Below are 16205 nucleotides of genomic sequence, written 5' to 3'. Positions count from 1 at the left end.
TTAGAATTATTAAGCCTGAATTGTATCAAAATAGTTATTCGCGTGATTAACGGCATCGATACCGTCTTTTGCATAAATGTCGGCCCCTGCTTGGTCAGCGTATTCTTGGGTCACTACGGCACCACCAACCATGACTTTCGTAGAAAGCCCGGCGTTGCGAATGGCTGCGATAGTATTGTCGATTTGTGGCATCGTCGTAGTCATGAGGGAACAAATACCAACCATGAGAGCGTTGTTATCTTTAATGGACTGAACGATAACATCTGCGTCCACGTCCTTCCCAAGGTCGATGACTTTGTAGCCATTGTTTTCCAGCAAGGCAGACACAATATTTTTTCCTAAATCGTGAATGTCTCCTTTTACAGTGGCTACGATAATCGTCCCTTTTTGGAGACTTTCACTAGCAGGAATCATTTCCTTGATGGTATTGAAAGCAGATTGCATCGTTTCTGCAGCGAGCATAACTTGTGGCAAGAATAATTTGCCGGAACCGAATTTTTCGCCTACGATGTTCATCGCTTCGGATAAGCCTTTTTTCGTAATATCGAGAGGATCGATACCATCCGCTAAGGCTTGTTTAACAAAGTCTACGACGGCTTCTTTTTCCCCTTGTTCCACAGCGGCTTTAATAGCCTCTAGTGGATTGTCATGATTGATGGCGTTAGTATTTCCTGATGTACTAGATGCAGAAGCGCCCATTGGACCCCCTGCTGTTCCATTGTGTACACTTGGTCCGTTAGGGTCGATTTGTTCGTGCCCATATTCTTTAATGAACTGTGCCGAACCTGGGTCCCAACCAAGTAATGTTGTACCACCTACGAAGGCTTTTTTAGCGCTATAATCGAGAGGGTTCATAATAGGTGTGGTCAAACCAGACGCTAAAGCCATGGTTAAAAATTGGCCGTTTAAATATGGACGTTGTGGCATACCAAAGGAAATATTGGATAAGCCCATCACTGTAGGGAAACCAAACTTTTCTTTGTACAGTTGCAACGTTTTCAATGTTTGACGAGCACTATCTTCACCACTGGCTAAGGTCAATACGAGAGGATCTAAGAGTAAATCGTATTTTGTTAAGCCGTATTCATAGGCTCTATTGACGATGCTTTCAGCTAAAGCGACTCGTTTTTCTGCTGTTTCTGGCAAATCGCCGCTGGATAACGGTAAGCACAATAAGGCGGCTCCGTATCGTTTTGCCAACGGCATGATTTGCGTGATAGACTCTTCTTCGCCGTTTACCGAGTTAATGAGGGCACGGCCTGGATAGTTTTTAAGAGCTATCTCCATAGCAGCTGGGTCCAATGTGTCAATGGATAACGGCACTTCTACGAGCATAGATAAATCCAGAATAGCGCGTTCCATCAACGGTGTTTGGTCCATTCCAGCTACACCCATGTTTACATCAAGGATATCTGCCCCTGCTTCGACTTGGTCTAAGGCATCTCGTTTAACGCGGATGAAAGAACCGTCGCGCAATTCTTGCGCTAATACTTTGCGCCCTGTTGGGTTAATTCGTTCGCCAATGATGAGTGGCTTCACATTGTGGCCTAATTCTAACACTTTGGTACGGCTTGTAATATATGTTTTTGGCTCTACGTGAGGACGCTCTTTTGGTGTATGTTGTTTCACAGCTTCCGCAATAGATTGAATATGCGCTGGCGTACTGCCACAGCAGCCGCCTATATAAGTAGCGCCGGCGTCAACAATAGGAAGAATGAGCTGTCCCATTTCTTCTGGCGTTAATGGGAATACTGTTTGCTTGTTAATAAGCTGCGGCATACCAGCATTTGGTTGGCAACTAATAGGCAAATTCGTTACGCTTGCAATCTTTTCAATGAGCGGTGTAATTTGCTCTGGTCCCAAGGAACAGTTAATACCGATAATATCCGCACCGATAGATTCCACGATGATAGTAGCTACTTCTGGTGGTGTACCTGTAATAGTACGACCGTCTTCGCTGAAAGAAAACTGACAAATAATCTTTACATCCTCTTTCGTTTTGTTAGCTGCATTACGAGCATCTAAGGAAGCCAAAAGGGCTGCCCTCATTTCTTGCACGTCGATGATCGTTTCGATAATGATGAAATCTACACCACCTTCGATGAGAGCATCGGCTTGCTCGCGGTAGGTATTATAAATGTCGTCAAAGGTCATATTCCCTAAAGGCTGTAAAAAGCGACCTGTAGGACCCATCGATCCAGCTACGCGGGCACCTGGTTTGTGCTCAGCAATGGCTTCTTTGGCAATCTTTACGGCAGCTAAGTTGATTTCTCGTACTCTATCTTCTAAACCGTAGTCTTCTAATTTTAAACTGCACGCGCCAAAAGTATTGGTCGTAATAATATCACTACCGCTTTGTAAATATTGGACGTGAATATCTTTCATCACCTCTGGTCGCTCTACATTGTATAGCTCCGGAGCATAGCCTTCTTCTAATCCGGCTGCTTGTAACATTGTGCCTGTAGCACCGTCAAAAATATACATAACACTTTTCCTTATATACTATTACTATTTGTTAATTTAATTTGTTGATATGTTTCACGTGAAACAATTTAGTTTTTGTTTTGTTCTTTCTCTGGCAATTTACGAGAAGTGCAATTTTGTTGTGAACATGATGAGCATCCTCGTTTTGTGTCTAGCGTTTCGTCACCGGGCATAAAGCCGATGATGGCTGTTACAGATTTTCTTGGAAAGAGCAAAAAGTTTTCCGTTACGTCTAAGCCGATTTGATCGGTTTTGATGATGCTCGCTAAGTGCGGTTGCACTTCCAAAAGCCAGTCACCATAACCAGGACTAAAGCGCCACGTAGGTGTGTAGCCTTGTTTTTTTGCGTTGCGGTTGATGACGTCATTCACTTGGTTAGCCACTTGTTCGACCGCCGTAGTAGCTGCTGCATCTAGTAACAAGCCTAAGGTGTAATTGCCTTCTTTAAATAATTGTTCGCTTCGTATTTCCACATCTTCACCAATCGTTACGGCTAAGACGCACACTTTGGTAGATTTACCTAAATGTTTTTCTACTATGGCGCCTTCAACGAGTAATGGTGGATTGCTGAGGATAGTGTTGCTGTCAGGATCGTAATCGTATTCCTGATAGATTCCCTTAGGGACAGCTAATAATTGTACCTCTTTACAAGCTTCATCGATTAAGTGTTGCGGAAAATCTTCTGCATGGCGAAGGCCTGCATACCGTTTCATTTCTGCTTTGTCGATAATTGGAAGCATTCCGTTGTAAATTGGCATGGTAAGACCTCCTTTTGTATCTTAGTTAATGTATATCTTTTAATAGTATAAAAATAACAGTCTCTAATGTAAAGCTTTCAGAGGGGTATAACTGCATATAAATTAATACCGTTCGTCCATAGATAAAAGTTATATGTGGTATGCTGATGTATGGTTTCAATATTATTCATAATACATTCCTATGTATTTCTATGTAGCTATGTTATAATGAAATGAATTGTTTGAACGATAAGGTGAGGTGAAATTGTGGGCAAAGTCATAGCTATTACGAATCAAAAAGGGGGCGTTGGCAAAACGACAACGGCCGTTAATCTGAGTGCTTGCTTAGCTGATGCTGGTAAAAAAGTATTACTCATTGATTTGGATCCGCAAGGAAATGCTAGTTCTGGTTTAGGTGTTGAAAAAGAAGAACTAGAAACTTGTATTCGCGATGTGATTATCGATGGTGACGATATTACGTCAATCATTCAACCGACGATGCTGAAAAAACTCTTCGTAGCGCCTGCTACTATTGAATTGGCTGGGGCAGAAGTAGAATTAGTTCCCGTTGTTTCACGTGAAACAATTTTGAAACAAGCTATTGCTCCTGTGCGGAATGATTATGATTTTATTATCATTGACTGCCCACCGTCGTTGAGTCTGTTAACACTTAACGCTTTCACAGCAGCAGATAGCGTGCTCATTCCTATTCAAACGGAGTTTTATGCCTTAGAAGGGGTGAGTCAGCTCATCAAAACGATTAGCATTGTGCAGCAAACATCGAACCGAGATTTGGAAATTGAAGGGGTGTTGCTCACTATGTACGATGGGCGGACGAATTTGTCCATTCAGGTGGCGGATGAGGTGAAAGCTTTCTTCGGTACGAAAGTGTATAAAACGATTATTCCTCGCAATGTGCGTCTCAGTGAAGCGCCAAGCTACGGAGAGCCTATTATTATTTATGATCCAAAATCGAAAGGCGCCGCTGTATATAGCAAATTAGCAAAGGAAGTCATTAAAGCGTCGAAATAGGCTAAATCATAATTGCTGTACATAATTGATGTAATAGTAATATATAGCAATAGATAGACGTAATATATATCATCAACAAGGGGAGCGTTATGGCAGTAAAACAAAAAAAAGAGCGCAAAGGTTTAGCAACATTGATGAATAACACCTCTCTAGAGGCTGCTTTGCCGGCTCGTGAAATACACGAATTACCTATATCAGAATTAGTAGTCAATGCGGATCAACCGCGGAAGCACTTTGATGAGCAAGGGATGGCTACGTTGGCGGAATCTATCAAAAATCTAGGCATATTTCAGCCCATCGTAGTACGCAAACAAAATAAAAAATACCAAATCGTTGCTGGTGAAAGACGATACCGAGCGGCTTTAATGGTAGGCCTTGAAACGGTGCCAGTGGTAGTGAAAAACTACAACACTGAAGAAATGACAGAAGTGGCTTTGGTGGAAAATTTGCAGCGTGAAGGTTTAGATCCTATTGAAGAAGCCTTAGCCTATCAAGGGTTGATGAACAAATATAAATTAACGCAAGAAATGATTTCTGCCCGTTTAGGTCGTAGCCGTTCCCATATTGCAAACATGATGCGCTTATTGAAATTGGCGCCAGCTGTACAAAAAGACCTCATTGAAGGGGATTTAACGGTAGGCCAAGCGAGACCACTATTAGCTCTTAAAACAGCGGCTCAACAAGTAGAAGCAGCAGAACGTATCAAAGACGGCGAGTTAAGTGCTCGACAAGCAGAACAGCTCGTAAAAGCTATGATGGACAAAAAAACGGCTAAAGCTACTTTTGCACATCCGCAAGATACAGCGGAAGTACGGGCCTTAGTAGATCGATTGAAGTTGAGCTTAGGCTCTCCTGTATCCATTAAGTTCCGAAGCGGTAAAAAAGTGCAAGGCAAAATCGAAATTGCTTTCACCTCGGAAGAAGAATTGACACGCCTCATCGCTTATATGGAGTCTCAAGAAGGGGGCAGCGAAGAAGGCGGTATGACATTCCGCGTGTAAATCACTGTACATGGCGTCATACCGAGACATGACGTTATATATAGATATTAGTATATACATCTATATAGTATATAGAGTTAAACATAGCACATAAGCGTAGCCTCAGGCTGCGCTTTCTGCGTATTCATAAGGCATACATATATAAAGATTATATTTTATAAACATACTGTATATAGGAAGCGTATACATAGGGATGGACAGGTATAAGAACGTATTTATAAGAACTATATAAGAAAGGAGATATATGGAACAAACACCTAAGGCGAACCGCGTTCATATCGGCTTTTTTGGCCGTAGTAACGCGGGCAAGTCGACGTTAATTAATATGCTTACAGATCAGTCTGTGTCCATCGTATCCGATGTGGCGGGGACGACGACGGATCCTGTGAGCAAGGCCATGGAAATTTTGCCGTTGGGACCTGTCATCATTACTGATACGGCAGGCATCGATGATGATACTGAGCTAGGAGCTTTGCGCATTGAAAAAACAGAAGAGGTCATGAAAAAAATCAACCTCGCTGTGTATGTGTTGCGCACTGATGAAGCCCCGACAGTAGAAGACATGAAATGGCTAGAACAGTTAAAGAAACAGAATGTGCCAATAGCGTTGTTTATTAATGAAATTGAAACGAAAGTCCTGAATTCACAACAAGTAGACTCTGATAATCTGACGTTCACATCAGGTGAAGCTTATATTAATGACCATAAGGAATTAGCTAAGGTCGCTACCGTTATAGGGTATGCTAATTTCACGTCTAGTGACAAGCGCTTAGAGCTCCTCGATTTGTTAGGTGGTTTAACGCCTCTCGATATAGAAGGTGAGCATAGTTTATTAGAAGGTCTTGTAGAGCCTGGGGACACGATTATCCTTGTTTGTCCTATCGATGAGGCGGCTCCTAAAGGGCGTCTTATTTTGCCACAAGTGCAAACGATACGAGACATTTTAGACCGAAGAGGTCTCGCCTTAGTATGCCAAACTGAAGAACTACCGGCTATGTTGGAGAAGCTTTCAGAAAAGCCGAAGTTAGTCATTACTGATTCCCAAGCCTTTGGCGTTGTGAATGCTATGACGCCGCCAGACATTCCATTGACGTCTTTTTCCATTTTGATGGCTCGCTATAAAGGGAAGTTGCAAGATTTAGTGGCCGGCGTAGAGGCCCTAAAGTCACTGAAAGCAGGTTCCAAAGTCCTCATTAGCGAAGGCTGTACGCATCGTCGTCAATGTGATGATATTGGTACCGTAAAAATTCCTAACTGGCTAAAACAACAAGGACATGACAAATTAGATTTGACTTTCACCAGTGGTGGAGCATTTCCAAAAGATGTAAGCGATTACGATTTGATCATTCACTGTGGCGCCTGCATGCTCACGCGCCGTGAAGTGCTGCGCCGTATCGATGCGGCGGTAGTACAAGGAACACCGATAGTAAATTATGGTGTACTCATAGCGTTCTTACATGGTATACTAGAACGTGCTATAAGTCCTTTTTTGGATGAATTACAACAGTAGAAGGGGTCCAACATGTTAGAATCATTACAACCGTACATCGGTTTGCTAGGATTTGTACTGACCATCGCTTTGTTGCTTTACTGCATCATATTACATATCAATTTAAATCGATTGACGAAGAAATATCATTTCTTCATGCAAGGCGAAGACGGTGCTAGCATTGAGCGCAAATTGTCCGTTGAAGTAGCGGAAATTCGCGACACTGCTAAAAATTTACAAGATGTGGTGTCTGAACAGGCGCACATCCGCAGTGTCCAAGGCAGTACATTACAAAAAATTGGTTTTAAAAAATATAATGCCTTTGAAAACATTGGCAACGATTTATCCTTTTCGTTGACCTTGCTAGATGGCAACAACAATGGGGTCTGTATTTCTAGTATTTACGGACGCAGCGAATCGCGTATTTTCAGCAAACCTATTGTAAAAGGTAAAAGTCTCGTTAATCTTTCACAAGAAGAATTGGAAAGTCTCAACGAAGCTCTTGGGGAACGAACAAATGAAGAAACCTTGTCCAGTTCCGTAGCGGTAAAATAAAGGATAACGAGTCGAACTAGACCGTGAATAGTAGTCAAAATCGAAAAGGTATCTAACAGAACTAGAAGGAAGAGAATTGTGAAACTACCTAATTTTCTGAGCTCCTTGTTAATTGTCAGCGATGACAACGTAACTTTGCAGTTGACGAAACGACAAGGTAAAATTGGCGCTGTTATCGTCGCTGTTTTACTCATTGTATCGTTAGGCTTAATGATATGGGGCATTGCAAGACAAGTAGAAATTGTACAATTACGCCAACAAACGCAGTTGCAACGAGAGCAGTTGAAATTGTTGCAGCAAAAAACAGACGTGTTGGATAAAAAAATCCAAAATTTAAATCAAATTAGTGAAGAAAATAAACAAATGCTAAAAGGTGCTGAAACTGGTACGCCGTCTCAAGGCGGTAGTGATGGTGAAGACCCAAAGCAAATAGCCGCTGATGGCGAAGTAAGTGCTCCGCTAACGGCGGCGCAACTGTCGTCTCGCTTATCGAGGCTCGATAAAGATGCGCAAAAGCTACTCGTTAGCTTTTATACGATGCGCAACATTTTGCGTGATGGCGGCGCCCAAAATATCGCTGCCTTACAAGACTTGAATTTCATGACCGGTTCCGGTGGCTATGCTAATAGCACGACGCCAAGCATTTGGCCGAGCAAAGGGGTCATTACGTCTCCTTATGGTGGCCGCGTCGATCCTGTGTACGGATCTGGTGCATTCCACGAAGGCATTGATATTGCTGATGATTATGGCACGTCAATCGTAGCTACGGCAGCAGGTATTGTCACTTTTGCAGGTTACACCGATGGTGGTTACGGCAACCTTGTTGAAATTGACCATGGCAACGGTTTTGTGACCCGTTACGGCCACAACAGCGCTGTCGTTGTCACACCAGGCATGAGCGTTACACAAGGACAAATGATTGCCGTTATGGGCAGCACTGGTAAAAGTACAGGCCCTCACGTGCACTATGAAGTACGCGTTAATGGCACGCCGGTGGATCCAATGGTATTTTTGCCCATCAGTAACTAAATAGGCATATATAATTAATAAGAGGTTCTAGTACTGTGTTAACACTTACTAGGGCCTTTTTCTATGCATAAATTCTTATGCATACATGTTATTTTATATATGCATATGCTATAATTAATATATATGAACGGAGGTATATCTATGAAAGCCTATGTACAAGTCTATACTGGTGAAGGCAAAGGTAAAACGACGGCTGCCATCGGTCTTGCCATCCGTGCTATCGGGGCGGGCAAAAAGGTTTTATTTTTGCAATTTATGAAATCGAAAGTATATAGTGAACATAATGTATTACCCTCTCTTGAGAATATGACCTTAGAAACGGTGGGCAAGCCATTTTTCATCATCAAAGAAGGAATGAAAAGTAAAGAAGAGCTGGCTAAATGGGGCGACGAAGTGGTTGTCTTCGAATCGGGCAATCCTCCAAAAGACTATGTAGGGCTTATCGAAACAGGCTATCGCCGTGCTGTAGAGGCCATCCAAAGTGGCGACTATGATCTAGTCATTCTCGACGAATATAATATGGCCTTGTTCTTTGATCTTATCAGTTGGGAACAAACAGAGGCGTTACTGAAAGCCCGTCATCCACAAACAGAGCTCGTCTTTACAGGCCGCGGCGCACCAGAAGCATTAATCGATGCGGCGGACTTAGTGACGGAAATGAAAGAAGTGAAACATTACTATTTGCAAGGAGTCATGGCCCGTAAAGGGATTGAAAATTAAGTAATATAGGAGGTGATGCGGTTGAGTACAATCGCTATGATAGCACTCGTCATAGTGCTCATACTAATAGCGCTCATACTAATTATTTTGCTAACGCCCATCACATATAGCTTAGAATTTAATGGCCGCACGCCATATCGTGTAGAACTGTCCATCAAATGGCTGTGGCGCGTCCTATCGCTGCGTTTAGCGTACTTTCAGAATAAACCGTTTTTCAAGGAACTGTACATTTTAGGGCAACAGAAAATCGGCCCTGTGAAAGACTACGAAGAGTGGCTAGAACAGCGGGTAGACGAAGAGTACCAAGCGGCCATGGCCGAACTCGACAACGATCCTATGGCGGCTCAAGCAGAGGCAATGATGAAAGCCATGTCTGGGGAAGGTACAGGACCGACAGCGCCGAGCGCCACTATGGATACATCTGCAAGCAGTACTGCGGATACAACCTTTGCTAGCGAAGACATGGCATCTACTGATGGTACCGTTGCTGATGGAAGTACGCAAAGAACGGGCACAGTTGAACCGTCTACAAATAATATACAGCGTGTTGTGACGGGGGATGAGCTGTCAGCAGCTGAGGACGATGAAGTAGTAACACAAGTGAGTTTCAACGAAGACGGCACCGTAAAAGGTGGCGTGTTGACTAAAATTAAGACCTTGAAAGACTCCGTTGTAGAGCGCTTTCAGGGGCCTGATCCAAATGACCCTGTGGCGAGCTTTAAATCAGAGATTCCGACGTTCTGGTTTATGAAACATGTAACGAATGTAGAGTTGTGGCGTCAGTTATTATTGGTTGGCAAGCGATGTACGAACCATGCGAAGCCGGGGGATATCTATTTAGAAGGCCTCATCGGCTTAGGTGATCCTTATAAAAACGGCATGTTGGCGGCTGCTATGTACACCATTTGGCCAGAAGCGACGAAAGATATCAATATCGACTATATGCGCTTTCAAACAGAAGGGAGCGGTCATATCAAAGGCCGTATCGTCCTTGGCGTGTTAGCTTGGCATGGCACACGATTCTTGTTGTCAAAACCGATGCGATCTTTCATAGGAGACACTATACGCGTCCTCTGGATTAAACGAAAAGAAGCGAAAATCTTAGCTGCCTTAGAGGCTGAACAATTAGGCACAGCCAGTGCTGAATAAAGCTGACAGATGTACGAACGAAGTCAGATGCATGAAAGCTTGTAGATGCACGAACGATTAGAGATTCGTGATATAATTAGGAATGAGAGACGTTCCGCAATAGAAAGTAGACCGGGAGGTATGATGATGGATACTAGCAATGTAAAAGAAAATTTGGAAACCCTTTTTGAAAAGTTCAAAAATATGATTAAGGTGGAAACTGTAGTTGGTGAAGCGGTGCAAATCGGTGACACTACATTAGTGCCTTTCGTGGACGTCACCTTCGGTTTCGGTACGAATACAAATCACAACAACGCTGCTAAAAATGGTGAAAGCGGCGGCGGTGGTGGCGGTGCTCGCATGGAGCCAAGCGCTGTTCTCGTTATTAAAGGGGACCGCATTGAACTGTTCAACATTAAAGGAAACCCATACAGCAGCAGCTTTGACCGCTTGATTGGTTTAGTGCCTGATTTGGTGTCTAAATTGAAATCTGACAAATATATTTACATCAACGATGACGCACAATAATGTACAAAAAGGACTCATAATTTATGAGTCCTTTTTGTGGCCAATTATTTCTACTCTTGCTATCAAATTTTTGAATCCTATAGAACACAAATTCTTGTGTTTAGTAGTATACAACTTAAATGAACTATGATATAGTAGAGTATATTGTTATGGCTTGTTAAAATCATAATGATTTGATATAGTAGATGTAGTTCGTTATGCATGCCATAGCATACTATATATTGAGGAGGATCTCAGATGAAATTGACTAAAACATTAACAACGCTAGCAGTTGTAGGCGCTGTTTCTGCTACTGCTGCAGTAGCTAGTGCAGCTAATATTGGCGTAGTACAAATGAGCCAAGTTGTAAATAGCTATCCTGGTTACGGCGCGCTTGAAATGCAAATGAAACAAGTAGACGCTCAATACCGCCCACAAATCGAGAAAAAAATGCAAGAGATTGATAAAATTAAAGATCAAGCTCAAGCAGAAGCTGAATTCAATAAATCCGTAGCACCATTGTTACAAAAAGAAAACGATGAAGTGAACAAAATTGCTCAACCAATGATGCAAAACATTCACAACACAATCGAAGCTATCCGCGTAGAGAAAAAAATGGACGTAGTACTTGACGACCCATACACAATCCGCGCTGCTGACGGTAATAGCCGCATTGAAAATATTACAGATGAAGTAATTAAACGCGTACGCGCTAAATAATTTTCCTTTCTTTAGGGTAAAAAAGATACCCCCGCAAAAGCTCCACTGACCGGGTCTGCCTATTCGGCAGGGTCAAAGTCGCTTTTGCAGGGGTATCTTTTTTAGTGCTATAACGTATAAATCTGTTACATCATAGAATTAGCAGAATTTAGGGCTTTCTAATAAGATTTACGATAAACTCGCTATCTTCCATAAGCGTTGCTTGAATGTAGTTATCGCCGTTGAACTGAAGTACTTGGCCTGGTGTGAGTAGGTGTTCTTCTGTTTCGTTGAGGAAGACTTGTACTTTACCTTTTACGACTGTGAAGATGACATTAGCTTCTGGGTGATTGTGTTTTTCTACTTGGTCGCCTGCTACGCCGCCTTTTTTGACGACCACGTAATTAGGACCTTCGAATAATACACCTAGTTCTTGTTTTACTGTGCCGTTCATAGTTGTACCTCCTGTGTATTACGAGGAAATATAGGTGAAAATTTTTATAGCATAGGGATAAATTATTAATAGTTACGCTACTTTCTTAATGCTGTACAGTGGTGTGCCGTTATTGTCTAGTGTGACGAGCTCGAAATCAGGAGCGATGGCTTTCACAAAGGCTTCGAACCATGTTTTGTAAGCGAGCTGCATGAATTGCGGGTCTACGCCGGCTGTGCGCCAGTATGGGGTTTGGAGGCGATGGTCGCCAACCCAGCTGAACGTTTCAGCACTGTCTTCCACAACGGTGTCGCCGCCGTCGCAAGGCATGCCATTAACGTAGAAGTTTTGTAACGCGTTGTAAATGGCTGGAGCAGAGGTTTCTTTCAAGTCCTCTTTTGCCACTACGCCAGCCGCGTGGCCTTGTGTAGCGAAGGCATCGAGAATAGCAGCTACAACGAGAACGCCTTTATCGCCGGAATTCGTGTCTAGCATGTCTTTAATGAAAGCCGCTTCGCGAACGGATGCCACGTTGATTTGTTTGGACAACCAACCGTGAATGTTATCGTGGTCGATGATGTCTGCCAATGGCAATGCTGGATCAATAGGGGCACCGTAAGTATCGACGGAAATGGCGTGAAGTTCATCAGCCAAATCATCTACCACATTGCGCGTCTTTTCCAGAATCAATTGTTCTCGTTCTACTAATAATTGAATTTTCTTATATAACCAATGGTGAATATGACCTAAAAATGCGGACATAGGACCTCCTTATATCAATGCTCTTTGGCGATTGTCTATGACGTAACTCTTTGGCTTGCTATAGCGAGTGTTGTCATATTATGCGGTGTATTATAGTTCTTCGAATTACACGTGAATTACGCGCCTTTGCGAGCTGTTTCTAATTTCTCAATCAAATCGTATACGTTGAAGCCGTGGATTTCAGCGGCTTGCCACAATGGTTCCGATGTGGACGATGGGCAACCAAGGCAGCCCATGCCGATGCCTTGTAATACAGGCACTAGATCCGGGTACGTATCGACGATGTCCCGGATGATGGTGTTTTCGTTAATTGCATCACCTGCTGTTAAGTGAGGAGTCACTATTTCAGGGCCAGCGCCAGAATCGACTGCACCGTTGGAGTCAGAAGCACCAGGAGCATTCATAGCACTAGCACTGGAGCTAGAAACTGTACTGCCTGCTGTACCAAAGCTAGCACCGCCGGCAAAGGCACCGATAGCTGTTGCATCTGTTACAGCATTGCCTTCAAAGTCTTCAAGCACAGCTGTTTTAAACGCGTCGATGCCGATGCGGTCAATGAATTGCCCCATGCGCTCGATTTGAGCATGGGCTTTGTAATATTCGATGATGCGGTCCACTAGTTGGAGCGCTTCTTTTTCTGTCGCTACAGCAGCAATGAAATCGCCAAAGCGAGGGTGCGCACCGCCGCTACCGCCAGCGTAGACTTGCCAGCCATCGACAGTACCGATGACACCAATATCTTTCATAACGCTTTCAGAACAGGAATTCGGGCAACCAGAGACACCGATTTTCATTTTGCTTGGCATTTCTTTAGAAATATATTTTCTTTCAATTTGCATGCCTAGTTTTACGCTGTCTTGTTTTGCTCGTTTGCAGAAGGTCGTACCAGGACAAATTTTGACGCTGCGCACGCGGTTGGACATAGGATAACTTGGATCCATACCGAGCATCTCCCACGCTTTCTCCACGTCCTCTGCTTTCAAATTCGTAATCATAATGCGTTGGCTGCCTGTTAATTTCAATACGGCGCCGAATGTATTAGCTACGTCGATATATTTTTGCAATTGCTCCGGTTGAATGAAACCAGCAGGAATGCGCGGTGTAATTGCATACCGGCGCTCCCCATTTCGAATGCGTTGTAAATTACCTGCTACTTGTGCCATAAAAACCTCTATTCTATCGTAACCGATGTTAATTCTTATATGTTATATCATCTGATGTATCCTTAGGATACTCGTGCACGGCGTAGACTCGTTGTCTGTTGTGTGCCGTGTTTCTTTCTTTGTACTTAGTATAAACTATTTTTCCAAAAAATAATGTATCTTAAGCTACAAAAATAATAAATATAGCAAATCCTCTATTATTATACCCTTGATTGATGAATTAAGGGTATTTTTTCACGTGAAACATTAATATTGTACTAATCCCTGTGAAAGCCATTGTCACTGTGACCTTTCAGGAATGTATATAGGTGAAAGGAGGTGATCAGATGGTTGAACTGAAACGTACGAAATTAGTATTGCGTTTTAATATCGGTACAGAAGATGAACCGAAATATAAAGACGTTACTTTCACACGTATTGCGGAAGACACTACTGATGCAGCAATCCAAACGGTAGGCGCTGCCTTGGCTGAATTGTACAGCTACGACATGGTTGACGTGTACCGCATCAACGAAGTGTCCCTTGGTGAATAAGGGATCCATTATAACAGCACCGTGGCCGTCACCAGTGAGGATGAAAGTACCCTCTCTAGGATTATAGGTAGGCCAGATACGCTGGGAAAGGAGGACATACAATGGCAGATAAACGCGTAGTATATCTTAAATTTACTACAGTGGACGGCAAAAATACGTCCATTAGCATTAGCGCACCACGCGCAGGATTGACTTTGGCAGAAGCTCGAAAAGCGGCAAATGTGCTCTTAGCTCACAAAGTCGTGCTTGGCGCTGGCGATACTGAATTATCTAAATTCATTAGCGCTAACGAAGTAACAACTCAAACAACACCGTTAGTATAACGGCTACAACTTATGCACAAAATTGTGCATAGGCAAACTATCTATGAACTGCACAAGTCCATTTTGTAATTTATCTCGGAACAATCGTTGCAGTGATGATGAATGACTTACTTTCATCCACTTGCATCTACCCCCATAGATGCAAGCGATCCTCGCACAATATAAACCACAACATACCTTACAAGCAAACCATACAACAACTACATAACAAACAATTACATACTTATCACCATGTATCTTCACTGCGTCTGAATGGAGATGCCCAAAGGTCGCCCACGAGGCGGCCTTTTTTGGTGCATAGAGGGTGTATGGAGGGGGTAGTGTATAATAGTAGGGATGTACATAAGAAATTTACTATAAGGAGATAGAATGAAAGTATTATATGATACGGTGCTGAAAGCGACATACCAAAGCCGTCCGAATCGCTTTGTGGTGAACGTCGACGTCAATGGTGAGAGCGCTCTTGCCCATTTGCCGAATCCGGGGCGTATGTGGGAATTATTGTTTCCTGGTGTGACCATGTATGTGGTGGATCACCATAAACCAGATGGAAAAACGAAATACCGCGTTGTTGGTATCAAGCGAGATGGAAAAGTCATTATGCTAGATACCAATTACAGCAACGACGTGGCACAACATTTGATTGAACATAAACTCATTCCCGGTTGGGAAGAGTGGCGCGTAGTACGCCGTGAATATACGGTAGGAAAATCGCGATTCGACTTACTGCTCACCAATGATGCGGGGGATGACTTCCTCTTAGAAGTGAAATCGTGTACCCTCTTTTCCAACAAAGGAGCTATGTTCCCTGATGCTATTACGGAACGAGGTCGAAAGCATTTACTGCACCTTCAAGAATTACAACAAGAAGGGTACCATACTGGCGTCTTATTCCTCGTGCAATGGGATCGGGCACAATGGTTCTTACCAGATTATCACACCGATTTAGAGTTTGCAAAGACCTTCCAAGACGTGGCTCCTAGTCTTGACTGGAAAGCCGTTGCTGTAGCCTGGGATGAGACTTTCACTATGCCTAGTGTTGCCCATGAATGTGTGTATGCGCCTCATGTTTTAGATAAGGAAGCCCACGATAGTGGCGTATACCTCATGGTGATGTATCTCGACCACGAGTTAGAGCTAGAGGTAGGGTCGAAAGGGATGATGCAATTCCGTCCGGGCTACTACATCTACGTAGGATCGGCGAAAACCAATTTGACGAAGCGCATCGAACGACACAAGCGGAAACGGAAGAAAATGCACTGGCACATGGATTACTTCCGCAGTCATTGCGACATGATTGCAGGCCTGCCTATACGGACGAGCAGACACGTAGAATGCGCTTTGGCAGATGCCGTTCGACAGGTGGCTCAATGGGATGTACCACAATTTGGATCATCCGACTGTGAATGCACCAGCCATCTGTTTGGCATGACCGAGAACCCCATCCACCATAAAGGATTTATGGACGTGGTAGAGGAGTTTAGGATGAATCATCTTGATGCGGTGGTGGATGAGCACATATGATATAATACTACTAGATTAATAGTGCAAAATTGATTTCTAAGTACACATTTTGGGGTACAGGTATCATCGATTTGGTAGTTCATCGT

At 43.2% G+C, this 16205-nt stretch carries 17 protein-coding genes; 12 read left to right on the top strand and 5 right to left on the bottom strand.

Going from position 1 to position 16205, the window contains the following annotated elements; translation table 11 throughout:
* Positions 1–9: 9 nt before the first annotated feature.
* Complete coding sequence (locus NFR29_RS04050) at positions 10–2484, bottom strand: homocysteine S-methyltransferase family protein (protein ID WP_251423632.1); 2475 nt, start codon at positions 2482–2484, stop codon at positions 10–12.
* Between the two features lie 68 nt (positions 2485–2552).
* Positions 2553–3242 (bottom strand): methionine synthase, encoded by a 690-nt coding sequence (locus tag NFR29_RS04045; RefSeq protein WP_251423629.1) that lies wholly within the window; start codon positions 3240–3242, stop codon positions 2553–2555.
* Between the two features lie 246 nt (positions 3243–3488).
* Between NFR29_RS04045 and NFR29_RS04040 the strand changes: the two genes are divergently transcribed.
* From NFR29_RS04040 to NFR29_RS04000, 9 genes are all read left to right on the top strand, one after another.
* Entirely contained in the window at positions 3489–4253 is a 765-nt protein-coding gene (locus tag NFR29_RS04040; protein WP_251423626.1) for a ParA family protein, read from the top strand.
* Positions 4254–4342: 89 nt separating this feature from the next.
* Positions 4343–5254 (top strand): ParB/RepB/Spo0J family partition protein, encoded by a 912-nt coding sequence (locus tag NFR29_RS04035; RefSeq protein ID WP_251423623.1) that lies wholly within the window; start codon positions 4343–4345, stop codon positions 5252–5254.
* 244 nt (positions 5255–5498) lie between these two features.
* Entirely contained in the window at positions 5499–6764 is a 1266-nt protein-coding gene (hydF, locus tag NFR29_RS04030) for a [FeFe] hydrogenase H-cluster maturation GTPase HydF (protein ID WP_251423620.1), read from the top strand.
* A gap of 12 nt (positions 6765–6776) precedes the next feature.
* Positions 6777–7298 carry a DUF4446 family protein gene (locus tag NFR29_RS04025; protein ID WP_251423617.1) on the top strand — a complete coding sequence of 174 codons (522 nt, stop codon included), beginning with the start codon at positions 6777–6779 and terminating at the stop codon, positions 7296–7298.
* A 75-nt stretch (positions 7299–7373) separates the two neighbouring features.
* Positions 7374–8327: a M23 family metallopeptidase gene (locus NFR29_RS04020; protein WP_251423786.1), complete on the top strand. Its 954-nt coding sequence runs from the start codon at positions 7374–7376 to the stop codon at positions 8325–8327.
* Between the two features lie 141 nt (positions 8328–8468).
* A complete protein-coding gene (locus NFR29_RS04015) occupies positions 8469–9047 on the top strand; it encodes a cob(I)yrinic acid a,c-diamide adenosyltransferase (protein WP_251423614.1) in 579 nt (192 codons plus the stop codon).
* A 15-nt stretch (positions 9048–9062) separates the two neighbouring features.
* Positions 9063–10196, top strand: a complete 1134-nt coding sequence (locus NFR29_RS04010; RefSeq protein ID WP_338146902.1) for a hypothetical protein — start codon at positions 9063–9065, stop codon at positions 10194–10196.
* Positions 10197–10322: 126 nt separating this feature from the next.
* The gene (locus NFR29_RS04005; RefSeq protein WP_251423783.1) at positions 10323–10703 is read left to right on the top strand and encodes a GerW family sporulation protein; all 381 of its coding nucleotides are present in this window, start codon (positions 10323–10325) and stop codon (positions 10701–10703) included.
* A 237-nt stretch (positions 10704–10940) separates the two neighbouring features.
* Entirely contained in the window at positions 10941–11402 is a 462-nt protein-coding gene (locus tag NFR29_RS04000; RefSeq protein ID WP_251423608.1) for an OmpH family outer membrane protein, read from the top strand.
* Between the two features lie 148 nt (positions 11403–11550).
* Here NFR29_RS04000 and NFR29_RS03995 read toward each other — a convergent pair whose 3' ends face one another.
* The 3 genes from NFR29_RS03995 to NFR29_RS03985 form a co-directional block, all read right to left on the bottom strand.
* Complete coding sequence (locus NFR29_RS03995) at positions 11551–11835, bottom strand: cupin domain-containing protein (protein ID WP_251423606.1); 285 nt, start codon at positions 11833–11835, stop codon at positions 11551–11553.
* A gap of 72 nt (positions 11836–11907) precedes the next feature.
* A complete protein-coding gene (locus NFR29_RS03990) occupies positions 11908–12576 on the bottom strand; it encodes a hypothetical protein (protein WP_251423603.1) in 669 nt (222 codons plus the stop codon).
* A gap of 116 nt (positions 12577–12692) precedes the next feature.
* Positions 12693–13739, bottom strand: a complete 1047-nt coding sequence (locus NFR29_RS03985) for a DUF1858 domain-containing protein (RefSeq protein ID WP_251423600.1) — start codon at positions 13737–13739, stop codon at positions 12693–12695.
* A 326-nt stretch (positions 13740–14065) separates the two neighbouring features.
* Here NFR29_RS03985 and NFR29_RS03980 point away from each other — a divergent pair, with 326 nt between their 5' ends.
* The 3 genes from NFR29_RS03980 (at position 14066) to sfsA (ending at position 16119) form a co-directional block, all read left to right on the top strand.
* Positions 14066–14272 carry a DUF1659 domain-containing protein gene (locus tag NFR29_RS03980; protein ID WP_251423597.1) on the top strand — a complete coding sequence of 69 codons (207 nt, stop codon included), beginning with the start codon at positions 14066–14068 and terminating at the stop codon, positions 14270–14272.
* A gap of 101 nt (positions 14273–14373) precedes the next feature.
* Positions 14374–14595 (top strand): DUF2922 domain-containing protein, encoded by a 222-nt coding sequence (locus NFR29_RS03975; RefSeq protein WP_251423595.1) that lies wholly within the window; start codon positions 14374–14376, stop codon positions 14593–14595.
* Positions 14596–14964: 369 nt separating this feature from the next.
* Positions 14965–16119: a DNA/RNA nuclease SfsA gene (sfsA, locus tag NFR29_RS03970; protein ID WP_251423592.1), complete on the top strand. Its 1155-nt coding sequence runs from the start codon at positions 14965–14967 to the stop codon at positions 16117–16119.
* The last annotated feature ends 86 nt before the right edge of the window (positions 16120–16205 follow it).

It is taken from the genome of Veillonella agrestimuris (assembly GCF_943193065.1).
Classification (GTDB): domain Bacteria; phylum Bacillota; class Negativicutes; order Veillonellales; family Veillonellaceae; genus Veillonella; species Veillonella agrestimuris.
This window is presented reverse-complemented; position numbering and strand designations above follow the sequence as displayed.